24 protein-coding genes are annotated in these 23,674 nt (G+C 43.1%); 8 read left to right on the top strand and 16 right to left on the bottom strand.

Features of this window, described 5'->3' with window-relative positions:
• Window positions 1-51 precede the first annotated feature (51 nt).
• Window positions 52-1,341 carry a glucose-1-phosphate adenylyltransferase gene (locus HWQ41_RS31150; RefSeq protein ID WP_292771645.1) on the bottom strand — a complete coding sequence of 430 codons (1,290 nt, stop codon included), beginning with the start codon at window positions 1,339-1,341 and terminating at the stop codon, window positions 52-54.
• A 51-nt stretch (window positions 1,342-1,392) separates the two neighbouring features.
• Between HWQ41_RS31150 and HWQ41_RS31145 the strand changes: the two genes are divergently transcribed.
• Window positions 1,393-1,536, top strand: a complete 144-nt coding sequence (locus tag HWQ41_RS31145) for a hypothetical protein (RefSeq protein WP_292771643.1) — start codon at window positions 1,393-1,395, stop codon at window positions 1,534-1,536.
• Between the two features lie 551 nt (window positions 1,537-2,087).
• On the opposite strand, the gene HWQ41_RS31140 is transcribed toward HWQ41_RS31145, so the two are convergent.
• The 4 genes from HWQ41_RS31140 to HWQ41_RS31125 form a co-directional block, all read right to left on the bottom strand.
• On the bottom strand, window positions 2,088-3,944 hold the full coding sequence (locus tag HWQ41_RS31140) for a tetratricopeptide repeat-containing serine protease family protein (protein WP_292771642.1): 1,857 nt from the start codon (window positions 3,942-3,944) through the stop codon (window positions 2,088-2,090).
• Complete coding sequence (locus HWQ41_RS31135) at window positions 3,945-4,274, bottom strand: CU044_2847 family protein (protein WP_292771641.1); 330 nt, start codon at window positions 4,272-4,274, stop codon at window positions 3,945-3,947.
• Window positions 4,275-4,743: 469 nt separating this feature from the next.
• Window positions 4,744-5,043, bottom strand: a complete 300-nt coding sequence (locus tag HWQ41_RS31130; protein WP_292771640.1) for a hypothetical protein — start codon at window positions 5,041-5,043, stop codon at window positions 4,744-4,746.
• Between the two features lie 113 nt (window positions 5,044-5,156).
• Window positions 5,157-6,884 carry a S8 family serine peptidase gene (locus HWQ41_RS31125; RefSeq protein ID WP_292771638.1) on the bottom strand — a complete coding sequence of 576 codons (1,728 nt, stop codon included), beginning with the start codon at window positions 6,882-6,884 and terminating at the stop codon, window positions 5,157-5,159.
• A gap of 176 nt (window positions 6,885-7,060) precedes the next feature.
• Between HWQ41_RS31125 and HWQ41_RS31120 the strand changes: the two genes are divergently transcribed.
• From HWQ41_RS31120 to HWQ41_RS31105, 4 genes are all read left to right on the top strand, one after another.
• Window positions 7,061-7,291 carry a hypothetical protein gene (locus HWQ41_RS31120; protein WP_292771636.1) on the top strand — a complete coding sequence of 77 codons (231 nt, stop codon included), beginning with the start codon at window positions 7,061-7,063 and terminating at the stop codon, window positions 7,289-7,291.
• Between the two features lie 128 nt (window positions 7,292-7,419).
• Window positions 7,420-7,815 (top strand): hypothetical protein, encoded by a 396-nt coding sequence (locus HWQ41_RS31115; RefSeq protein WP_292771634.1) that lies wholly within the window; start codon window positions 7,420-7,422, stop codon window positions 7,813-7,815.
• A gap of 374 nt (window positions 7,816-8,189) precedes the next feature.
• Window positions 8,190-8,957, top strand: a complete 768-nt coding sequence (locus HWQ41_RS31110; protein WP_292771632.1) for an SDR family oxidoreductase — start codon at window positions 8,190-8,192, stop codon at window positions 8,955-8,957.
• Between the two features lie 157 nt (window positions 8,958-9,114).
• Entirely contained in the window at window positions 9,115-10,572 is a 1,458-nt protein-coding gene (locus HWQ41_RS31105; RefSeq protein WP_292771630.1) for a glycoside hydrolase family 13 protein, read from the top strand.
• 102 nt (window positions 10,573-10,674) lie between these two features.
• On the opposite strand, the gene HWQ41_RS31100 is transcribed toward HWQ41_RS31105, so the two are convergent.
• From HWQ41_RS31100 to HWQ41_RS31090, 3 genes are all read right to left on the bottom strand, one after another.
• Entirely contained in the window at window positions 10,675-11,094 is a 420-nt protein-coding gene (locus HWQ41_RS31100) for a fasciclin domain-containing protein (RefSeq protein ID WP_292771628.1), read from the bottom strand.
• A 509-nt stretch (window positions 11,095-11,603) separates the two neighbouring features.
• Complete coding sequence (leuS, locus tag HWQ41_RS31095; RefSeq protein ID WP_292771626.1) at window positions 11,604-14,249, bottom strand: leucine--tRNA ligase; 2,646 nt, start codon at window positions 14,247-14,249, stop codon at window positions 11,604-11,606.
• 649 nt (window positions 14,250-14,898) lie between these two features.
• The gene (locus tag HWQ41_RS31090; protein ID WP_366931731.1) at window positions 14,899-15,201 is read right to left on the bottom strand and encodes a hypothetical protein; all 303 of its coding nucleotides are present in this window, start codon (window positions 15,199-15,201) and stop codon (window positions 14,899-14,901) included.
• A gap of 128 nt (window positions 15,202-15,329) precedes the next feature.
• Here HWQ41_RS31090 and HWQ41_RS31085 point away from each other — a divergent pair, with 128 nt between their 5' ends.
• Together HWQ41_RS31085 and HWQ41_RS31080 are read left to right on the top strand one after the other, a co-directional pair.
• Entirely contained in the window at window positions 15,330-15,518 is a 189-nt protein-coding gene (locus HWQ41_RS31085; RefSeq protein WP_099101327.1) for a hypothetical protein, read from the top strand.
• A 116-nt stretch (window positions 15,519-15,634) separates the two neighbouring features.
• Window positions 15,635-16,090 (top strand): gamma-glutamylcyclotransferase, encoded by a 456-nt coding sequence (locus HWQ41_RS31080; protein ID WP_292771622.1) that lies wholly within the window; start codon window positions 15,635-15,637, stop codon window positions 16,088-16,090.
• Window positions 16,091-16,106: 16 nt separating this feature from the next.
• Here the strand turns inward: HWQ41_RS31080 and HWQ41_RS31075 are convergent, their stop codons facing one another.
• The 4 genes from HWQ41_RS31075 to HWQ41_RS31060 form a co-directional block, all read right to left on the bottom strand.
• A complete protein-coding gene (locus HWQ41_RS31075) occupies window positions 16,107-16,724 on the bottom strand; it encodes a transcriptional regulator (RefSeq protein WP_292771620.1) in 618 nt (205 codons plus the stop codon).
• Window positions 16,725-16,881: 157 nt separating this feature from the next.
• Window positions 16,882-17,538, bottom strand: a complete 657-nt coding sequence (locus HWQ41_RS31070) for a sigma-70 family RNA polymerase sigma factor (protein WP_292771618.1) — start codon at window positions 17,536-17,538, stop codon at window positions 16,882-16,884.
• A gap of 367 nt (window positions 17,539-17,905) precedes the next feature.
• Window positions 17,906-18,058, bottom strand: a complete 153-nt coding sequence (locus HWQ41_RS31065; protein WP_292771616.1) for a hypothetical protein — start codon at window positions 18,056-18,058, stop codon at window positions 17,906-17,908.
• Window positions 18,059-18,134: 76 nt separating this feature from the next.
• A complete protein-coding gene (locus tag HWQ41_RS31060) occupies window positions 18,135-18,290 on the bottom strand; it encodes a hypothetical protein (RefSeq protein ID WP_292771614.1) in 156 nt (51 codons plus the stop codon).
• 41 nt (window positions 18,291-18,331) lie between these two features.
• Here HWQ41_RS31060 and HWQ41_RS31055 point away from each other — a divergent pair, with 41 nt between their 5' ends.
• Window positions 18,332-19,300, top strand: coding sequence for a L,D-transpeptidase (locus tag HWQ41_RS31055; RefSeq protein ID WP_292771612.1), 969 nt, complete (start codon window positions 18,332-18,334; stop codon window positions 19,298-19,300).
• A 121-nt stretch (window positions 19,301-19,421) separates the two neighbouring features.
• Here the strand turns inward: HWQ41_RS31055 and HWQ41_RS31050 are convergent, their stop codons facing one another.
• The 4 genes from HWQ41_RS31050 to devC form a co-directional block, all read right to left on the bottom strand.
• Window positions 19,422-19,961, bottom strand: coding sequence for a late competence development ComFB family protein (locus HWQ41_RS31050; protein WP_292771610.1), 540 nt, complete (start codon window positions 19,959-19,961; stop codon window positions 19,422-19,424).
• Between the two features lie 121 nt (window positions 19,962-20,082).
• Window positions 20,083-21,018 (bottom strand): M23 family metallopeptidase, encoded by a 936-nt coding sequence (locus HWQ41_RS31045; protein ID WP_292771608.1) that lies wholly within the window; start codon window positions 21,016-21,018, stop codon window positions 20,083-20,085.
• A 515-nt stretch (window positions 21,019-21,533) separates the two neighbouring features.
• Entirely contained in the window at window positions 21,534-22,226 is a 693-nt protein-coding gene (locus tag HWQ41_RS31040) for a DevA family ABC transporter ATP-binding protein (protein WP_292771606.1), read from the bottom strand.
• 89 nt (window positions 22,227-22,315) lie between these two features.
• Window positions 22,316-23,488, bottom strand: a complete 1,173-nt coding sequence (gene devC / locus HWQ41_RS31035; RefSeq protein ID WP_292771647.1) for an ABC transporter permease DevC — start codon at window positions 23,486-23,488, stop codon at window positions 22,316-22,318.
• Between the last annotated feature and the right edge of the window lie 186 nt (window positions 23,489-23,674).

Raw genomic sequence — 23,674 nt, 5'->3', positions numbered from 1 at the left:
GACTAATGACTAATGACTAATGACTAATGACTAATGACTAATGACTAATGACTAAATGATGGTTCCATCAGGAATTACAGCATTTTTTAGCACGACAACGATACCACTGCGGATGTAGAAACCTTGACCTTCGCGGTCAGCTTCTTGCACATTATCTTTATTGATAATTTTGACATCGTGACCGATACTGGCGTTTTTATCGATGATTGCACCGCGAATAATCGAGTCAGTACCAATACCTACGGGAATGTCACCTTTTTCTACGTTAGATTGGCGTTCTACAGAAGCTTGGTAAAAATCTGCACCCATGAGCAAAGATTCTTCGATGACGCAGCCAGATTCAATCCGCGATCGCACTCCTAATACTGAATGTTGAATGCGGCAATTTTTCAGAATACAACCTTCGCCGATAATTGATTCTGTGATGTGGCAATCTAAAAGTTTAGTCGGAGGTAAGTAACGAGCGCGGGTATAAATTGGCGCTTCTTCATCGTAGAAACTAAAGGGTGGCTGGGGTTGCTGAGTCAGTGCTAAGTTGGCATGATAAAATGCTTCAATTGTTCCAATATCTTCCCAATAGTCATCAAATAGATAAGCTTGAACGTTGTAATCTTTAGAAGCATCAGGAATAATTTCTTTACCAAAATCCGTCCGTTCTAAAGATTCTTTCAACAACTTGATCAAAACATCTCTTTTAAAGACATAAATCCCCATTGAGGCGATGTAAGGCTGTAACTGGGCCTGTTCTTTTGTCAATCCCAGGATACTGGTATCGACGCGCATTTTGGTTAGGGCTTCGCCTTTAGGTTTTTCGCTAAAATCAACAACCCTACCAGAATCGTCAATTTTCATTAAACCAAAATCTGAGGCGCGGCGCTCGTCTATGGGGATGACTGAGAGAGTGATATCAGCACCCGTTTCTCTATGACGCTGGATAAACAGACGGTAATCCATGCGGTAGAGGTGATCCCCTGAGAGAATCAGATATTCCTCTACATTCCATTCTTCCAACAGCCAGAGATACTGACGCACAGCATCGGCTGTACCTTGGAACCAGTTGGGGTTTTCTGGCGTTTGCTGTGCGGCTAGCACTTCCACAAAGCCTTCGCTGAAGCCACTAAAGTTGTAGGTACGGGCGATATGGCGATTCAGAGAAGCTGAGTTGAATTGTGTCAGGACGTAGATTTTGAATATTTCGGAATTTATGCAGTTGCTAACAGGGATATCGATTAAGCGGTACTTCCCCGCCACTGGTACTGCTGGTTTAGCGCGGAGTTTGGTTAGTGGGTAAAGTCGAGTACCCGCGCCACCACCAAGAATGATTGATAATACTTTTTTCACAAAATTTCTCCCGACTGCCTTTCAACTCTCATCTTCAGTTTAGGACTGTATGTGGCAGCTGGTAAGGGGGGGCAGATGATTCTTAGGGATGAATTTTACAAAATACTGCTGGTGATAGATAATACGGCTGATCAGGAGAAAAATAGAACATTTGTATTAATTACGATGAGAAATGGGGTGCGATCGCTACGCTAGTGTTACAAGTGCTAACTCAATGAATCTCACTTCAGATCACAAAACTTAATTTGTTAGACACTGACAAATACTGTACTCACTGTTACTCAGACGAGTAGACTTAGATGTATGTGGGCAGTAGGAAGGAAGATAATGGTTAAATTTAGGGGTTAGGGGTGCGATCGGATTTTAGGCGATATCATAATAAATTCAAGGAATATTGCCTAATATTACGGTTTTTAGTTATGTCATAATACGAACAATACTCATAATTATAATATTATTCTATACCTAATCAAAATCAGGCACGAATATTTATGGAAGTTAAGCTAATATCTAGCCACTCAAGCCAGAAGCCTTTAATCACTGAAGTTCCGATTGAAGAAATTACATCAAACATTTCTGAGAACACAAATTTCCAATCACGTCTAAAAATTAAAAAATGCACCTGTATGGAAATTTGTCCTGATGGCCCTGAGCGTGGAGAGCGACGTTGTTGGAAAAATGGCCAATGCACTAAGGAACCATGTCACGGTGACGGACCGACACCAACTTCGCCTCGTGATGATATTTTATAGAGTAGAAATAATTTCATGTATTGCTTTTTTGATATCTGGACTTTTTGTTCCTTTAGCGAGGGTGTTTAAATCTTCAATGATCTCATTTTTCAGTTCTTTATTTGAATCTACGTAGATATTTACATACTGATATGTTTCCTTAGCTTTTTCCAGCTTTCCTGTTTGTAATTGGGCTAAACCTAAAAAATGACGATACTCAAGATTTGCAGGTTCTCGTTGACAAACAATGTCTAAATCTTTTATGGCTTCTTCTTTTTCCCCTTTACTTAATAATACATCTGCGCGGTAAACACGCGCTACTACAGCAGAATCGGATTCAGGTTCATAATCGATTATTGTTCTGTAAGCTTCTATGGCTTTATCTGGTAGGTTTAACTTTTCGTAGAGTATGCCTTTATTTAAAAGATTTTGGGACGGTTTAAATTTATTATATTCAGAAGCTTTTTCATAAGCATTCAAAGCATTTTGGCAAGCCTTGAAAGTATTTACACAGTTAGAATCATTAATATCTACCTCAAACATAGAACCCAAAAAATAGTAAGCCTCTGCTAATTTTTCTGCATTACGTTCATTGTTTTTACCAAACTCTTTAGATTCAGCATTTTTAAGAGCTTCAGCTAGAACTTCACGAGCTTTAGGAATTTCCTTATTTAAGTAATAAGTTATACTCACTCCTACAGCAGTCATTAAGCTTGTCAAATCTAAAATATCCTGAGTTTGTAGATTATATTCTGAAGTGTCAGTTGCCGGAATTGATAGCGAGCTTAAAAATCTAATTTCTTGTTTGATTCCTTTTAAGTTCACTTCAAAAGATGAGGCGTTTCTACGTCCCCAAATAACAATTGTTGCGTTTTCATCATTTCCTAATTGTTGAGCTTCTTTATTTGTAGAAACTATTTTATCTACAAAACAAACGTCGATTTTATCTAGTTTTTGACTATCTTTTTGAAGTTTATCGGACAATCGTTTTTCTATCTCCAGAATATCTGTTGTATAAATATTGAATTTAGCAATGACAATTTTATTTACTATTTCTGGATTTTGAGGCATATTTTTACAGCTATTTATTTCTACTGGTATCCTATTTTTTTCTATAACAAAAAATACGCTTCCAAATAGAGGAAGCAAAGCAATACTAGCTAATATCCAAAAACGATTCTCCCAGAAATTAAAGCGTTTCTTCTTTACCAGCCTGAGTGGTGGAATAGTCTGTTGAGCTAGTGCAGGCCAAGCGGTTGCTATTACTTTTATTGGGATCATAAAAGCAACCTTGGCTTCCGGTCGTTTCTGGTCAGCGGCTACAGCCATGCCGACTACGCCATTTAGTTGTTCATCCCAAATAGGCGCACCACTGAAGCCAGGTTCTAAACGCACTCCTGTTTCTTTAATATCTTCTATCTGTATCCAGCCAGTTCCTTGGCGTCCGCGTAGTACACCAGTAGCTTCTAACCCGTCATCATGTCCAGCAGGAAATCCAAAAGTCCTGAAGAAATGACCGCGTAAATCTTCTTCTATTACTAAATCCACGGGTTGCGCGGTTTCTGGAACAGTGCTATTTAATTCCAATCCAGCAATATCTTCTTTACCCTTAACTGAGGTAGAATCTTTCGGCGGAACTGGTCGCCAAAAAACTACTCTTCCAGTTAACCTTTCTTCTGAAGCGATGAGAGGAAAGTCTAGATACACAACTTCAGCAGGTCTTTTTTGAGTGTCCCTGGAAATTTCTAGTGCATCAGCAACCACATGGGCACAAGTGATGACATGATTTTGAGATACTAGAAAGCCAGCACCGACAACTACTCCATTAGACTTGCAAATTCGGACAATTGCTGCCTCAAGTTCTGTTGGCATCTATACTGACTTTGGTTTCCATTTAAGGGTGATTTCGTAGTTTCCTTCAATACTAGCACTGGCAATAATCGCCCCAGCTTCAGCGCTCATTTTGATACCAAACTTTACTTCTACTTCATCGGCTGGCTGATTTAAGCTACAAAGCTTATTAATGATAGTGTTGGCTATGGGTTTGATTCCTTCCAAAGCTGTCTCAAAGGTTTGTTCAGCCTTCTGCAAGAGATCCTCTTGGCGGCCAATTCGTCCTATGCTATCTTCAGACTCTGGTTTATCTACTTCTACTAAGATATAGCTACCGTCTTCTAAGGGAAATTGAATTAGACGTTTCACAGATAAAACCTCTGATGTTGATTGTTAAACCACTGACTGCTGAACTTTGGTATTTCTGCTAGTAGTCCACCAAGTCTGATTTTGACTAGTCGAGGGTGTTTAGATCCCCGACTTCTTTAAGAAGTCGGGGATCTATAACCTGTCATAATCTGTGTGGCAGACTATTAGTACAGCACGGCGTAAATAAACCAGACATTCCAAATCAATGAAACGCTTGCGGTATAGTAATTACAAATTACGCTTACCAATAGTGCCAGGAAAACTACTATTGGTAAGTGTAAGTTTTTTTTGTTACCTAGAAATATTTTATATAATAAAACGGTAATAGCCGCCTTGTATCCAGACGATTATATAGAAAATATTAATATTAATTCTTAACTCTAATTAAAAAAGCAAATTTAGTCTTAATTCATTGGCTTTGGAAAACACATATTCTTGGTTGAGAAATGCGATCGCTCTTATTTACTCATTAAACGCCCAATCTGCCAGTACCTATCCTCTTATTAACCAAACGTAATTGCTGCGATCGCTTCAAATACTTCACCCAAGGTTGCTCTGATAGATGGGAAATCGCATTTGCTGACAGTGTTGCTGTGAAAACATCTTTGCCACTGGTAACACCACTCACGCCTAAACTTGCTAAAACAGCAGTTGCAGCAGAATCTAAAATTGCTTCAGTATGGATGAAAACTGCCAAACTCGGTTCTTCTGAATCTTGAAGATCATTCAGCGCTGTAGCAAGAGCAGCGTCTAGTTTCTGATAATTCATCAGCAATTCCTTAGTAAAAGGGTAGACAATTCTTGCCTAGCTTAACTTATCAAAGTTATAGGTTGTTATTGCCTACCTTTGTACAGAAATAATATCCACCTTTCTCAGTCTAATTACAGATTTAAGGCATTAATCACTCCATAACCCCATTTATCATCAAATGTGCCTGCGGGTTTTCCGGGGATAGCACTATTTTTACGTAGCAAGTCTTTCACAGCAGCCGGATCAAGCTGGGGATCACGCTGTAACAGGAGTGCCACTAACCCACTAACCAACGGTGTCGCCATACTCGTACCAGCCTGAACCACAAACTTGGAATTAATCATCGATGAGCGGTCAAAATTTGCATCGGCGGAAAGGGTGGAAACAATCATTGCTCCTGGTGCTGCTACATCCGGCTTCTGTCCATCATTCCGTAGAGGCCCTTCACTACTGAATTCCGAAATAGTATTCAATTCTAAACCCATTTCTCGCACTTGGTGATCAATATCTGTGTACGTGGCTTTAGTAGTATAGGCGGCAACTGTAACTGCACTGCTGGCGGCTCCCGGCGAACCAATTTTTATCGCATCTTTCACACTTTTACCTGTAAAAAACACCGAGGAACTGTCATCTACTGTCCACACATCTAAACGTGTATCCGTTGAAGAAGTGTTGCGGACTCGCAGCTGCCAAACACCTCCCATTACTGGCGAGGGGTCAATACCACGTATTTGCACAAGGAAATTATGATCGCTGTTGGCTTTATCTGGCCCTGGTGTTGCTAATTGCACCCGTGCATCTGGTAACTGGTAATCTTGTGCGGCATTACCGTCAGCAATTATTTTTTGAAAGGGAGTGACAAAACCGTTAGGACTCCGCAGCGACACTTCCAACTCGCTGTCTTTGGAATACCAACCGTTTAACCAAACTATGCCTACTTGATTCAAAGGAACATTAAAGCGCATACCACGAGTGCGTCCACTGGATATCGTCGCTTGTCCATGAATGTTATCGTTTCCTTCGTTACCCGCAGCACAGCAAACAATTCTTCCAGGGCCAGTTTCGGCGTTAATGACTTTGGATAAAGAGTCGCTACCATCATGGGCATCAGCGTGTCCACCCAAGCTGAGATTTACCACTGCTGGGCGTCCCAACTCTCTAGCAACTCGGAAAATGTAACGAACGCCATCAGCAATGTGGGCATCCTGTAAATCTGACCTGACGACAACTAATTCCGCTTCTGGTGCGACACCGCCATAGGTAGCATCGGCACCTGCGGCAATGCCAGCAACGTGAGTCCCATGACCGCCAGTATCCTGAGAAATTGTCAGTTGCGCTCCGGTAAATTCACCCCCATAGCCGCCCTCTGTGACTCCTGGGCCCGGCAGTGTTTGATCCCAAATGTGTAAAATTCGTCCAGCAAAGGCGGGGTGTTTCGGATCAATGCCACTGTCTATAATGCCAATGATTACTCCTTTACCAGTCAATCCGGTTTGGTTCTTGAACTGCGGCAGTTTGACTTTTACCAGTGCAGTGTCCATCCTCAAATGAAGTTTGCGTGATGGCTTAATCCTCTGAATAACATCTTCTTCAGATAAGACATCTAAACTATCTAACGGCAAGAAAGCCGTCCGCACACTCCCAGAGTTTTGATTGACTTCAATATTATATTGTGATAAATAACTCAAGTCTGCATCAGGGTCGCAGTAGATAAAAACAACACTCTTAGTAGGTTTGACTGGGCTTTTGTGGGCAATAATTCCAAGGGATTTTTTGTGTTGAACTAAAGCTTTATCTCCTTCATTTTGATAGTCATGAAATGCCAAGAGTAATCCGGGAGAAAGTTTTTCGTGTTTCATTTTACCTCAAATCAAATTTATTTACAGTCAGCCAAATAGTGATTTTAACAAAATAAGTCGCTGATTATTTGATGCGACTATAGTTATCTATTCTTTCATAAATAACATCAAATAAGCTTAGGAGTTCTGGGCAGGAACTTTTGCTTAACTGCTGTGTAAGTCCTGTTCAAGCTGAAGTGGTTTACGTTCAAGCTGGAGCGGTCTATGTTCAAGCTGAAGTGGTTTACGTTCAAGCTGGAGTGGTCTATGTTCAAGCTGGAGCGGTTTATGTTCAAGCTGGAGCGGTCTACGTTCAAGCTGGAGCAGTCTATGTTCAAGCTGGAGCGGTCTACGTTCAAGCTGGAGCGGTCTACGTTCAAGCATTTATCAAGCTTAAACATATTATTTCTATAAATACCAACATCTAGTAATGAAATTCCGAGAAATTACTGCTATAGCTTGAAAATTTTATTAAAAAAATTGCGAGTTCTGCTGAACCGGAATGCAGTTCAATTAAGGCAAGCTAGCTATAGAACCATCTTAAAAGAGTAAATCTATGTCTCGGAGAAAACGTACCTCCCGCATTCTCGAAAAAGCTGAGTTAAGATCCACTGGACTTAAATCGATTGTTCCAAGCATCAAATTTGATGATGATTATAATATCGAAAAACTCCTTGAATCAATTGAGCAGTTACGTACAAAAATTAATGTTTATAATACCGCTCTGTCTGTGATTGACTCTTCTAAAACTGAGATTGAAGAAATGGAGAAAAACTTAAGCAGTCTTTCAGAGAAAATGCTAATGGTGGTTGCTATCAAGTACGGCAAAAACAGCCGCGAATATGAGATGGGGGGTGGTGTCCGCAATAGCGAACGTATTCGCAAAATCAGGTCGAGCCGTTTGAAAGCTAGTGCAGCACAAGCAGTAGATGAAAATGCTAAAACTGCCTAGTACCGCAAGGCGTAATTTGTCATGACGCTCTCTACAAGACGCTGCGCGTAGCTTGCTTCTTTGCAGGAGTACGTGGACTTGCTTTGCGTGGCACTAACGTAATTTGTAATTCGCAACATGGCATCACACTTGCAAAAAGGCAAATTTGTATACTAAGTAGGTCGGCAGAATAAAACCAAACTATGTAAAGAAACATAAACGAGTTTAAAACCATCTTTCCTCATGCGTTCTGCCTCCTCTCTTCTGCCTTATCTCAACGACAAATATTTACGCGCATTTACTTAATTATTGCCAATTCTGATTGCAATCGTACAAGTTATAATCTACCTAAGCAAATCTGCAAAGTAGACTTAAACACCACAGGAGAGTCTGAAGTGGGTCAATTACTGAAGAACAAGGTTGCCCTAGTGACGGGTGCGAGTCGTGGCATTGGTCGAGCGATCGCCCTGCGGCTTGCTCAAGATGGAGCATTGGTTGCCGTTCACTATGGGCGGAATGCCGATGCTGCTAACACCGTTGTCCAAGAGATTGAAGCGAATGGCGGAGCTGCTTTCTCAGTCAAGGCAGAGTTAGGCACGCTGGCAAATGTCTATGGGCTTTACGAAGCACTGGACGCTGCACTGAACCAGCAAACCGGCACGAATCAGTTTGATATCCTGGTTAACAATGCTGGAATTGCTATCAGGGCAACCCTTGAGGAAACTACCGAGGCAATATTCGACGAACTGATTGCGGTCAATGTGAAAGCGCCATTCTTCCTGATCCAGCAGGCACTCCCTCGACTGCGAGACGGTGGACGGATTATCAACCTCTCCTCTGGAGTGACGCGCATTGCCTTTCCTGATGTGGCTGCCTATAGTCTTACCAAAGGAGCCATCAACACCCTCACTCTTGTACTCGCTAAACAGCTTGGGGTACGCAACATCACGGTCAATTCACTCGCTCCCGGCATCATTGACACGGAGATGAATGCAGACATACTTGCGGACGAAGCCTCACAGAAATTTGCAGCCAGTCTATCAGCACTGGGTCGAGTGGGGCAACCCAGCGATGTTGCAGATGCGGCTGCCTTCCTCGCTTCATCTGACAGCCGTTGGGTGACGGGTCAATACCTTGATGTTACTGGTGGGTCGCATCTTTAGCGGGTAGCGACCTGCAAACGGATTGATCGAGATTAATCAATACTTTTCAAACATCCTCTAATAACTACTGACAAATGACAGATTTTCTATCATAAGTAAGAGCCAGAAAGAAGCTAATATTTGCAACGATCGCTTCTGAAGGTACAAAAAGTTATTCATGCAAATTCAAACACCAGACTGGGTGAAACACGCGGTTTTCTACCAAATCTTTCCAGATCGCTTTGCCAGAAGCAAAAAGCCGCGCAAACGGCTGTTGCACGAAGGACGTTGGGAAGATTGGGAAGCTATGCCAACACTTCAAGGTTATAAAGGCGGCGATTTGTGGGGCATCATGGAGCAATTAGACTACATCCATGATCTGGGAATTAACGCGATTTACTTTACACCCATTTTTCAATCCGCTAGCAATCATCGCTATCATACCCACGATTATTACCAAGTTGACCCGATGTTGGGGGGTAACGAGGCTTTTAAGGAACTGCTAGATGCAGCCCATGAACGGAATATCAAAGTTGTTCTGGATGGGGTGTTTAACCACTCCAGTCGGGGCTTTTTCTTTTTCCACGACGTTTTAGAGAATGGCCCCCATTCGCCTTGGGTAAATTGGTTCAAAATAGAAGGCTGGCCCCTTTCACCTTACAATGGGGAATTACCTGCCAACTACGGGGGTTGGGTGGGAAATCGGGCCTTGCCAGAATTTAACCACGACAACCCAGAAGTACGAGAATATATTATGGAGATTGCCGAATATTGGCTTCAATTCGGCATCGACGGTTGGCGATTGGATGTACCATTTGAAATAAAAACTCCTGGCTTTTGGCAGGAATTTCGCGATCGCGTTAAAGCAGTCAATCCCGAAGCTTACATTGTGGGCGAAGTGTGGGGAGATTCCCGCCAGTGGTTGGATGGAACACAATTTGACGGCGTGATGAATTATCTATTTGCTGGGCCGACAATTGCCTTTGCAGCTGGCGATCGCGTAGTCTTAGAACAAGTCCAAGGCCGCGACTATCAACCCTACCCACCTTTATTTGCCACCGAGTACGCCACCAAAATCCAAGAAGTACTACAACTTTATCCTTGGGAAATTCAGCTAACTCAACTCAATTTGCTCGCAAGTCACGATACAGCCCGATTGATGACTATTGCAGGCGGCGATATAGGTAGTATAGAATTGTCAACTCTACTGTTACTCACCTTTCCCGGTGCCTCCAGCATCTACTATGGTGATGAAGTTGGCTTACCTGGAGGAATAGATCCAGACTCACGTCGTGGTTTTCCTTTAGAGACTAACTGGAATCAAGAAATTTTCAATACTCACCGCCAATTAATTGCCCTGCGCCACACTTATCCAGCATTGCGTACAGGTGATTACCAAGTCCTCTATGCTCAAGGACAACTTTATATCTTTGCGCGAACTTTAGGGACAGAGGAATTGATAATTGCCGTCAACGCTGGCACAAGTTCGGCAACAGCGAATGTAGATATCGCCAGTTTGCGTACTCAACCCAACAAGCAGTTATATGGCACTGCTGAAGTTGAGTGGAATGGTGAAGGAGAAACTCAGCAGTTGACGTTGACTGTTCCCGCACGCAGTGGGTGCATTCTGGGGTAGGGAGTAGAGAGTAGGGAGGACAAGGGAGACAAGGGGGATTTACTCCCCCCTCTCCCTTGTCTCTTCTCCATGCCCAATGCCCAATGCCCAGTGCCTCATGCATTAACTTCCCGCCACCACCCCAGGCATCAACACCGCATCAATAATATGGATCACGCCATTGTCTGTCAGAATATCTGTTTTGAGGACATTGGCGTTATTCACCTTAAATTTACCGTCAGCAGATTCAATGGCTACAATTGACCCCTCAAGCGTCTCTGCCTCATTAATCTGTACCAAATCATCAGAGCGAACATCCCCACTAGCGATATGATATGCCACAATTTTCTTGAGCTTGGGGATGTCTTGTAGTAGCGACTCTAAAGTTCCCTCTGGCAGATTGGCAAAGGCTTCATCAGTTGGCGCAAATAGTGTGAAAGAACCAGGACTTTTCAGAATTTCTATGAGATCTGCAGCTTCAGCAGCCTTCACCAGGGTAGTGAAGTTTCCCGCGTTAACAGCAGTTTCCAGAAGGTCAGCCATAAGGGTGTGTGACTAAAGTCAGATAATATTAAAAGTAACTTATATTGATTAAAACACTCTCAGAGGATGTTTGAAAAGTCGCAAAGTATACTAAGAACCCCGCTTCCATTCCTCTCTCCGAAAGGTCGAGAGGCTTTGAAACCCCCATTCCCTTGTAGGGAAGGCTTGATCGGGGGGTTAGGTTTCTGAGGCTTAGATGTTATAGCAGTTGCCAGGTAGCGGTTGACATCAGCTAATCAGAAAACACTGACACCAAGAGACTTTCAAGCCTGTTAAGAGTTCCCTGCTATAGCAATAATACTTTTCAAACAACCTCTAACTCTTTGAGTGTCACGGATGTAAAACCTCTGATGTTTTGTCAGGCTACATTTACAATTTTATCGATTGCTAAGTACAACATTTCATTAATTCGTAGCGAATTCTCTGCGCCCCTACCCTGCGGGAAGGCAAAGCGCATCTGCGTTTAAATTTCAACCCTCAATTCGCCACGATTTTACGCAAAGCTATACTTAGCTGACTACAAAATTCACCAACTTTCCAGGCACCACAATTACCTTTTTAATCTCTTTACCTTCGATGTAACGCTGGGCAATTTCTGATTCACGGGCGTATTTCTCCAACGCTGCTTTATCTGCTTGTGCTGGTACTTGAATCGCGCCGCGAGTTTTGCCCATAATTTGAATCACTAAAGTGATTTCATCAGCTACCAAAGCCGCCGGGTCAAATGATGGCCAAGTTTGAGTGTGAACTGAATCACTTTCACCCAATAAATGCCATAATTCATCAGCAATGTGTGGTGCAAAAGGTGCTAATAACACCACCAAAGTCCGAATACCTTCTGCATAAATTGGTGAATTTTTCCCGTCAGCATCAGTTAGGGCATTACTCAACTTCATCAATTCTGAAATAGCTGTGTTGAATTGATATTTGTCTTCCACGTCTTCCGTCACCGCTTGAATAGCCGTGTGAATCGCCCGCCGCAATTCTTTTTCTGCTTTAGTTAAATCAGATTGGGCTTTCTTACGGGATACCCCAGCCGCAACATAATCCGTCACCAAACGCCAAACCCGATTTAAAAAGCGGAATTGTCCTTCCACATCGGCTTCATCCCATTCCAGGTCTTTTTCTGGTGGCGCTTTGAACAAGATGAACATCCGGGCTGTGTCTACACCGTATTTGGAAATTACATCTTCTGGGGCTACACCGTTACCCTTTGATTTAGACATGGTGGCATAAACAAGTTGCAGTGCTTCACCTGTCTTCGGATCTCGTGGATTAGCTGGATCTACAAGATTAAAGGGAACCCACTTATCTTTACCATCCTTATTGGGATTTGTGTAAGTTAAACCCTGTACCATACCTTGAGTTAACAGGCGTTGGAAGGGTTCGTCAAAATTTAACAACCCGCGATCGCGTAGTACCTTAGTAAAGAACCGCGAATACAACAAATGCAAAATCGCGTGTTCAATTCCACCTACGTACTGATCTACTGGCATCCAATCGTTAATTTTACTGGAATCAAAAACTTGTTGTTCATTCTTAGCGTCAGGGAAGCGCAAGAAATACCACGAGGAATCAATAAAAGTATCCATCGTGTCAGTTTCTCGCTTTGCCGGAGTGCCACAAGTGGGACAAGGTACATTTACCCAGCTTTCTAACTGAGTTAAAGGTGAACCGCCACGTCCAGTAAATTCCACCTCTTCCGGCAACTGTACTGGTAAATCTTTATCAGGCACTGGCACTATCCCACAGTTGGGACAATGAATTACAGGTATCGGTGCGCCCCAGTAACGCTGCCGCGAAATCAACCAATCCCGCAAGCGATATTGCACCCGCACTTTACCAAAACCTTGTTGTTCGGCGTATTCAATTATTGCTTGTTTCGCATCTGTGGAAGCCATACCAGTAAAAGCCCCAGAATTAATTAAAATTCCTGGTTCAGTGTATGCCTCGTTATATTCAATTTGGATGAGTTGTGTAACTTCATCTATCTCTGATGCTGGAGTTAAGTCAAAACCTGCAACATCATCTGCGGAAGCGATGACAAAATCAACTGGCAAATGGTAATTTTTGGCAAACTTAAAATCCCGGACATCGTGTGCTGGTACACCCATCACTGCCCCAGTACCATACTCATACAGTACATAGTCAGCAATCCAAATGGGCACTTCTTCCCCTGTAAACGGGTTAATTGCCACCCCACCTGTGGAGATACCCCGCTTAGGTTTGTCTTCTGAGGTACGTTCCAACTCACTTTGATTGGAAACTTCTTTAATAAAGGCTTCAACCGCTGCTTGTTGTTCTTTTGTGGTGACGCGCTTTGTTAAGGGATGTTCTGGTGCTAACACTAGGTAGCTGACACCATAAACGGTATCTGGACGTGTGGTGTACACGCCAATTTTTTCATCTATCCCAGCGATGGGAAATTCCAAGTAAGCGCCTGTGGATTTGCCAATCCAGTTTGCCTGCATCGACTTGACGCGTTCCGGCCAACCTGTCAATTTATCCAAGTCATTGAGCAATTCTTCGGCGTAGTCGGTAATCTTAAAAAACCACTGGCGTAATAATTTGCGCTCAACTATTGCCCCACTGCGCCAAGAACGTCCTTCGTTATCAACTTGCTCGTTTGCCAATACAGTTTGATCAATAGGATCCCAGTTTACTGCTGCTTCTTTTTGGTAAGCTAACCCCGCTTGCAAAAACTGCAAGAAAATCCATTGTGTCCACTTGTAATAGTCTGGTGAACAAGTAGCAAGTTCGCATTCCCAATCGATGGATAAACCAAGACGCTGCAATTGCTGCCGCATCTGGGCCATATTCTGATAAGTCCACTTGGCTGGCGGTACACCACGATCAATGGCGGCATTTTCTGCTGGCAAACCAAAGGCATCCCAACCCATTGGGTGTATTACCCGATACCCTTGCATTCGCTTGAGGCGGGCAATCACGTCCGTAATGGTATAATTACGGACGTGACCCATGTGGAGGCTGCCCGATGGATAAGGGAACATGGATAAAGCGTAAAATTTTGGCTTGTTGCTAGCTGTAGGTGTTTTATCTAAGCCAAGTTCTACCCATGTTTTTTGCCATTTTTCCTCAATCGATGCTGGGTTATATCGGGAATCAACAGAATAACGTATTTCCAATGGTTTCATGCCTATTACACTTTACTTCTACTAATTTTCTAGTATTTACCCTTTTTTAGTACACTTGAACTACTATTTTGCGGGAATTATCTGTCTAGTAATTTTCTAATTTGATTTCTAAAATCAATTTACTTCTCTCTATTCCCTATTTCTCTCTATCTTATAGGAATCCGATTTGATTCCTGAACTTACTTGCGTAGGCAGGGAACAGGGAACAGGGAACAGGGAACAGGGAACAGGGAACAGGGAACAGGGAAGAAGGGAATAGGGAAGAAGGGAATAGGGAAGAAGGGAATAGATGTGTACTGAGTTATTTCAAAATAGGACTTACGCAAAATATCTCTCAAACTCTGATTTCTCCGTGCCCTCTGCGCCTCTGCGGTTCGTTATTCCGTAACTCGTGCGTAAGTCCTACAAAAATCAAATACGAGTCCTATATATCCCTAAAGTTCTTCGACTATTACTCTAACAACTTTGGGCTTGTATGAAACCACCCTGCCCTTCCCTTGTAGGGAAGGGGGCTGGAGGGTTAGGTTTTTGATTACTGAATCGATGTTCTAGGTACGTTAGGGTCTTAAACTGATTTACTGGCTTAGTAGTCCGATCGCCATTTCAAGGTGCATCTTAGCTTTGTGCAAGTTGAGTAGGTTCTCTTGGTCTATCGGTCAGGGTAATTCATAGCTTTGCCCTCCATCGTCAGCTTAATCAACGCCGCTTGCTCGTCAGTGGGTGAGTTCATCTCATCTACCACCCCTTCGAGGAATTGAATAACGCTGAAGCCTGGGGACTTCAACCCTCTTCCCTGCCTTAATTGAGCGATCGCTATCTGTGGGAATGCCATTAAGGTGACAATCCAACTAGTCTTGTACCCTCCATTCCCAGTAGGCTTTAATCCGTAACGCTTGGATAAGTCTCTCAACTGGGCAGTGGTTTTGATTTCGAGTTCTGACCTTGTGAACATAAAATAGAATTACCCATTTGTAAAAGTGGTATCGGTGGTGAACCATTTCCAAGGATGAAAGCACCACCGATTTAAAATCATATTTACTCGCTTCCACGTAGATCAAGCTATATTTACATCTCTCAACAATGGCTAATCCTAAAGGAAACCCAGAAAATTTAAAAAAATTCACTACTGACAGAGAGGAGCCACTGACCGAGAAAATGAATATACGCATGACTAAGACAATGAAAGAGGAAGTGCAGCAACAAGATAACCCTCCTGAATTCTGTAGAGAAGCTATTCAAGAGAAGTTAGACAGAAATAAGGGGAAGTAGTACTTAATTGTTTAACTCTTAATCTGAGTAAATAAAAATACCTCTAGAACTGATATCTAGAGGTATTTACTATGATGGGTTTTTATTGCTGTCAATTCAGATGCTTAAAATAGGCGATGGTTGAATCTAATATAAAATTTTCTGATTTGGTACGGGTTTTTGTCTACGGCACGCTTAAACCAGGTGAAGCTAATTATAAAAAATATTGTGGTGGCAAAATAGTTGATGTCAAAAGAGCTTTTGTACAAGGTAAATTGTTTGCTTTGCCAATGGGCTACCCAGCGATGACGCTAGGGGATAGCCAAGTTCACGGATATTTACTCTCTTTTCACAACCCAAGGATTTTAAATGAGCTAGATGTACTGGAAGATTACCAGCCGAATAGACAATCACCAGAAAACCTCTATAATCGACAAATTATCGAGGTTTATGAGCTACAGTCGCTCTTTCTGGGTTGGGCTTGGGTTTATTTAATGACTCTAGAGCAAGTTGAGCAATTAGGAGGTTTCCTCCAACCTGACGGCTGGTGGAGTGGCTGTAGTTTAACCCCAAAGCACAGTTATGATCTATAAACTGTTAACTTTGCGATTAGTTTATATCCTGTTTGGAGTCGTGCCGTTGCGGCTGTACCCGATAAATTGATTTTTCTGGAGAGGCTACTGCTGCTTTCGGAATTTCAATTACCGGGTTATTTAGTCCCACCATCAGCGGCGAAGGGGGAACCATAGATACTGAGGACGTTTGGATCGGTTCTATTTGTGGTCGTTGTGCCAGTTGCGGCGTTCTCGAACCAAGACCAGGTACTAAGCCAGATACTGCGCCGATTACGCAAGCAGCAACGGCTGCACCTCCCACTATCCAGTTGAAACGGGAACGGCGGCGCAAACGTGTCAATACTTGCTGAACTCTTGCTTCTGGTGACTGTTGGGCTGTTGGCACTGGGAGAGTCCGCAAGCCTTGGCGCAGCTTTAACAGTCGGGCATACAAGCATTGAACTGAGGCATCATTTGCCAGCCATTCTTCTACTTGCCTGCGTTCTATAGCCGTGACTTCACCATCGAGGTAAGCACTCAATAACTCGAAGCGATCGCGCTTCACCATATCCATAAGACCCGTTGATTCATTGGTATGCTTGGCCATTTCATCTGGCAAATCTTGAGGAAGTTGCAAAGGTGAACGGTCGAAAAACTGAGAATCAGTAGTCATCTTAACATTATTACCAACTCATACACGGGTAAACTGGGCGGTAAATTGGGGAAAATTAGCCAACTTTCCTCCTTAGGGCAGAAGCGATCTACATCTTTCTGGTAATTATTAATCAATGCTTAAATTCTGCCATTGGGCAGAGGCAAGATAATGTAAATTAGGAGTCTAGATAAGTCTGCAAGTGAGCTTGCAGCCTCGATCTAGCTCTGGCTATTCTTGACTTCACAGTTCCTAAGGAAACTCCCGTGATTTCGGCAATTTCTTCGTATGCCATGCCTTCGATTTCTCTGAGGACAATGGTAGTACGAAAGACTTCTGGTAAATCCGCGATCGCTTCCCGCAATTGCTCGTAAAATTCTCTAGTTGTCAGTTCTTCCTCAGGGCCAGGAGTATCGCCAGCGATTTCCCAATCCATCTCGCCGTCTTCTAACGAACGGGGAGCATCCAGTGACAAAGGACTCATAACCCGCTTGCGTTTCCGCAACTCGTCGTAAAACAAGTTGGTGGCAATGCGGCTTAACCAGCCCCGAAATTTAGCAGGCTCTTGTAATCGGTTAATATTCCGATACACTCGAATCCAAACTTCTTGAGCCAAATCGGCTCTGTCAGCCCAATCTGGAGCCAGGTGGTATAAAACTCTATCAACTTGACTTTGATAGCGGCGTAATAGTTCTGCAAACGCAACACGATCTGGTCGCAGTCCCGCTTGACAGCGCAAAATTAAATCGTGGTTAGGGAGTTTGTCAACTTGCACTGATGCTTCTGGATACTTTGCATCAACCGCTGACCAGGATACAGTAATCGACTGACTCATAGATCGTACTGGCTCTAAATCATCCCTATCTATTAGACCTGCTAATGGGACAGAAGTTCCATGCTAAGGTGACGGATTTATGACTGGAACACTGAGGCATACAATTTTGGATACATTTATAGCAATAAAGAGAGCCACTTTTTTCTTATACTGTTCGCATAGTTGCCCAAGACCCATCAACTAACAAACGGGCAGTTAGATGCACATTTTGGTACTTTTAGCAACTGAGTATATACGCTTGATAAAAATAATTAAATCTGGTTATAAGGATGAAGATAAAAATTTTGTAATTCTAGCTTCTTGATACCTTTAGAATTCAGGTAATAATTTCTGGAAGTTGGGTTGCTGTGGTTACTATAATGGTGATTTATTTTTTTGATTTTGTTACCAGAATAGTTGCTGATTGTTCTAGTTGTGACCCATAGGTAGCACCAGAGTGATTTTGCTCTGGTACGCGAACTTGAAAAAAGAAATTGAGGGAAAATGTAATTGTGACTGCTAGCAATAGTTTTTCAAACATGGTTTTTCTCCCACCTACACCATTAATGATTGATTGCTACATTTCAAAAGTTCCACCAGAAAGTCCAAGTATTGGCTTACAACCCCCAGAACTTTTGAGGAATGAGGTTGCCCACTTGGAGTTTTGCTGCTGGGACAATTTGCATAGTCTTAGTTTGCCCAGAGGTGTTGGCAGATTTATAGCGGAAATGATAAGTATTGATAAATTTTTGATAATCGGATGATGAACTCATCCAATTGCTCGGCTGGATATGTCAGGGATAAACAATAGGCGATGGCAATGGTAAGAAACGAATCTGTAGGACGTATGGTAATGTTGCTCTGTTTTGGCACAGCATTTTTATCTTTAGCTGTCCATTGGCGCATTACTACGGCAGAACGGCAGTCTGAGAAGTCTGCATCTACTTCGATGCGGCGAGATTCTACCCTAACCAATTCCAAGGGAAGCCGCCCAGAGGGAGTCAGAGTCTACAAGAATCTTTCCCAGGTGAGTTTAGGGGAAATTGCGCTGGGTGCATCTGTGCCCCCTGATGAAGTCACCCAAGGCTCAACTGCCCAGAGGGCGTTTACACCAAAGTCCTCTGCTATTAAGTCTCAAACTAAGTCGAAAATAATTAAGAAGAATGTAGCTAAAGCAACTACTCGGAGGGCTTCTACACTCAAGTATTCTGCTATTAAGTCTCAAATTAAGCCGAAAATAATTAAGAAGAATGTAGCTAAAGCAACTGACCTACCAACTAAGACGCGGCTGGTGGCGGAAACAGAAAGACAAAATCCAGTTGCGGATAGTTGGCCAAAAGGTCTATGGTCTCAGGCTTCAGCCCAACAAATACCATCTAATAGGCTGGCAGATACCAAGACGCAAGTAGTGGTTGTTTTAAGCGATCGCCGCACCTATGTATACGCAGGAGATGAGGTGATAGCCAGCTACCCAATCGCTGTCGGTAAGAAAGGTTGGGAAACGCCCACAGGTTCTTTCCAGGTGATCCACATGCGACATTATCCAATCTGGCGTCACCCGATTACGGGCAAAGTATTTCAAGCTGGTACGGATAGTCCCTTGGGAGACAGATGGATTGGTTTTTGGTCAGATGGACGGAATGAAATTGGCTTTCATGGCACGCCGGATATTGACCTGGTAGGAACGGCTGTATCCCACGGTTGCTTAAGAATGCGTAATTCTGATGTCCGATTGTTATATGAGCAAGTGACTTTAGGGACAACAGTGTTAGTACGTAATTAATTAAAAGTCATTAGTCCTTTGTCCTTTGTCTAAAACAAATGACTAATGACTAATGACCAATGACTAATGACTAATGACCAATGACCAATGACCAATGACCAATGACTAATGACTATTAAAATTATAATTTTTGCTCAAAGTTAGGTGCGTATGCCTGGAGTAAAGCACTAACTTGGCGTACAACCTCATTTCCAGTGTTTTTGCCTAAGGCTTGCCGTTCTGGGAAGAAATTGGGTCGATCAAGGTAACGGTTAATCGCCTCACTTACTTGCTGAGAAATTAATTCTTGCAGTTGTGCCTGAGCTGTTTGGCGCTGGAAGTTAGCACCTTCTTCTGTAGTAGCATACAAAGGTGGTAGCCGATTGAGAGCGTAAGCAGCAATATCGCCGACATCTAGAGAACTTTCGCTGGTGGCTTCAATTTCTGCGACTCGGGCGATCGCTTCCGTCAGTACCAATTCTTCCATGACGTTAATGAATTGTTTGCGAGGTACCGCCACTACCTCACCAGTCAATAGCGCACCCATCAGCCGATCCAGCGCCATATACTCTTCAATTGAGAGTTCCGAGGCGTTGTCACAGATTCTACCGACTTCTGCTTCCATTGCTGGTGTCAAATAACCATCCTGGAGAGCTTGTTCTACAATTTTTTCGATACTCATAACGCTTATCATCATTTATGTTAGCCAAGCAAGGTAGGGACGGTATCAATCCAATTTATTTTGCCTAATTCTCAGCAAAAGATACACAAATTATGCAAAGACGCGATCAATTCCGTCTCTACTAGTTAACGACCTTAGTTCGCCAAGGGGTTGGATCAACTGATTGTCCGTTGACATACAGACCCCAGTGTAAATGTGGCCCCGTGGCAGCACCTGTTGAACCTACTGCGCCAATTAGTTGACCAGCTTTTACAAAATCACCTTCTTTAACGTTAATACGACTCAGGTGCATGAAAATACTGGTTACTCCTTGACCGTGGTCAATGCCAACTACGTTACCGTGTATCCGAAACCCTTGGGATACCCTACCTACCAAAGCAACTCGCCCAGCGGCGGGGGCAATTACCGGTGAACCGGCAGCACCAGCGTAGTCAAGACCACGATGATAGTAGTCTTTTGCAAATGTACCATTATAGTAGCGACGTACACCATAGTTTGTACTCATCCGCCCAGCATTTGGCTTCAGGAATACTCCATTCCAATACTTTTGTGGTGTTTGTAACGCCTTAAAAGCTGCCACGCGCTTCAGTTCATACTCTGTGGCATCCACTCCGGCTTTCCCTGGTGGCAAAGTAATGTGTTGTATGGGGAACTTGCGATTAAGCACATTCACTGCCAAGTTTTGCACCTGACCATCTCCCGCAACCCGAAGTGTTCTAGTTCCAGCTTTTTCTAGTGGAGTTGTGGGAACAAAAGCCCGATATTTATTGGGCGCCATTTCAAACGCTGGGTATGTATTCTTACCACTAGCGACTGTTGGATTTGTACCATTCCCTGGATTATCTAAATTAATCTCTACCGAGAGTGTATCCCCTAATTTAGGATTAGTTGGAGTCACCTTTACTTGCAAAGCATCTACAGGCAATGCCAAGGTGAGAGGGAGAACAGCAAATATTCCCTTTAAGACATTTATTGCACGGCGCTTGGTTGTCAAAGTTTTGACATCAGAACCGAGCAACTTTTTGTTTGAACTACTAGCGCTATTCTCAATAATCATAGAACTACAAAAAATCCCTTGCTTGTGTTGGAAAATAGACTAGCTTATTACCAGCAGTGTTTCCTGTTTGAAGCCGATGTTGTTGAAAACCATAAATGTTGGGAAATACTCCAGGTATTTATGGATTGCAAGGGGGAATGATTTTATCTGTGATTTTAGTGAATTGGTCTTAACTCTAATAACCAAGGTGTATGACATTGGCAATGAGCATAAAATTTAACTGTCATTACATAATAATACTTGAAGGAAATCTTGGAATCAACTGGACACTTTTTCAACTGGACACTAATATCACACTGATCGGTTGAAATCGGTATGGGGAAATTACTTAAACTAGGTAAGTAAGTCGGCGAGGATAAATTAAACTATATTAGTCTAAATATTTTAAAATTTGCTCGTAATAGCTCTTTAGCGCCAAAAAACCAGAATCTGAATGCACAAATTTAGTCTTGCCACAGCACACTTAAGATTTACTTTATAAATTAACTCTGAATGATGGAATGGGCTGATCAACTTTAGGCTGATAGGTTTACTTTTGACTTGAGTTTGCCATCTTCCATGTGAACGATGCGATCGGCAATGTCTAAAATGCGGTTGTCATGAGTAACCATCAAGATAGTACAGGCTTGTTCTTTTGCTAGTTTTTGCATGAGATTGACTACATCTCGTCCTGATTGACTGTCAAGGGCGGCGGTGGGTTCATCCGCGAGGATTATTTGAGGATGACTGACTAAGGCGCGAGCGATCGCTACTCTTTGTTTTTGTCCCCCAGACAGTTTATCAGGATAGTAATGCAAATGATTTCCTAATCCTACCTGCTCTAGCATTTGGGCTGACCTAACTCGCATCTTTTTTAACCCAAGATGTTTGTGCAATTCCAAAGCCATTTTGACGTTTTGGAGTGCCGTCAAACTACCATGCAAGTTATGTGCTTGGAAAATATAACCGTTATGGCGTCGCGCCTGCACTAGTTGTTGGGCACTAGCACCACAAAGTTCTCGTCCCAACACCCGCAAACTACCAGATTGGCTAGAACGCAACCCACCGACTAAAGTCAGCAAGGTAGTTTTTCCAGAACCAGAGGGCCCAGTCATGATAATAATTTCACCGGCGTTAATCTCCAAGTTGATGTTAGATAAAACTTGCTTGCGGAGTGAGGCGTGACCAAAATGGTGGTCGAGATTCTGGATGGAGATGACGGGAAGCATAACAATTTTAGATTTTGGATTTTGGATTTTAGATTGGGGATTGTTAATTATTATCCCTATGCCCAATGCCCTATGCCCCATGCCCATTTCTAGAACATATCAGCAGGATCGGTGGCTTGAAGTTTGCGGGTGGCGATCGCACCGGAAATTGCACACATAATTATAGTCAGCACTAATACCTGCAATGCCCGAATCGCAGTCATGTACATGGGCAAATTTGTGGCACTGCGAGTCAGTTGGTAAAGTGCTAAGGACACTCCCAATCCGGGGAAGAAGCCCAGTGCTGCCAATATCAACGATTCTTCAAGCACCACACCTAGCAGGTAGTAATTGTTATATCCCATTGCTTTGAAGGTGGCGTATTCCTGAACATGGGCATTAACATCGGTGGAGAGGACTTGGTAGACGATAATCACGCCCACCACAAAGCCCATTGATACACCCAGGCTGAAAATAAACCCAATTGGGGAATTTGTTCTCCAGAAGTTATTTTCAAATTCAATAAATTCGGCGTGGGTTAATACTTTGACATCATCTCTTAGGTAGGCTTTGAGCATTGCTGCCACTTTTTTCGGCTCATAGCCTGGTTTAAGAAGAATCAAACCTAGACTGACACTGCTGGACTGTCGCCCGGAAAATAGCCGCAAAAAGTTTTCATCGCTGGTGATTAGGTTGCCATCAGAGCCAAAGGAAGCCCCGACTTGGAATAAGCCACTAATGGTAATTGTGCGCCGTTCTATTTCGGTAGTCAGAGTTTTACCTTGGTCAATTTGAGCGATCGCTTTTTGATAATCTCCTCTTGCACCACGATCGAACAAGACAGCACCTGGCAGCTTGATTGTCTGCAATTGCTGGTTAACATCCGGTAAGTCAAAGGCTGGCTTATCTGGGTTGAACCCGATAACTAACACCCCCGTCTCGCGGTGTGTTTGGGGATTTTTCCAGATTGTGTTGTTGAAATACATTGGTTCTGCCGACTTCACCCCTGGTATATCCATTGCTTGGTAAAGTCGCCGACGAGAAAATGTAGACAAGCTTGGCAGGTTACGGGCTTGGGGACTGGTTAAAACAATGTCTGCTTGCAAACTGCGATGTAGTCTGGTGTTACTGTCATACAGCGCAGTCTGAAAGCCTAGCTGCATGAACATGAGAAGATCCGCAAAGGCAATACCTGACAATGCTACTAAAAGACGGCTTTTTTCATGATTCAGTTGCAGCCATCCTAGAGGGGTTCGCCGTAGCAGTTGTTTGATCAATCCCATCATAAGAAGTGGGGAGTGGGGAGTGAGGGAGACAAGGGAGACAAGGGAGACAAGGGAGACAAGGGAGACAAGGGAGACAAGGGGGACAAGGAAGACAAGGAAGACAAGGAGGACAAGGAGAATAACCAATACCCAATGCCCAATGCCCAATGCCCAATGCCCAATTCATAGTTCAATTACTGCCTT

The sequence above is a fragment of the Nostoc sp. NOS(2021) genome (genome assembly GCF_017115025.1).
In the GTDB taxonomy this organism is placed as follows: domain Bacteria; phylum Cyanobacteriota; class Cyanobacteriia; order Cyanobacteriales; family Nostocaceae; genus Nostoc.
The sequence above is the reverse complement of the archived record's forward strand: the minus strand, read 5'-3'. Positions and strand labels throughout refer to the sequence as shown.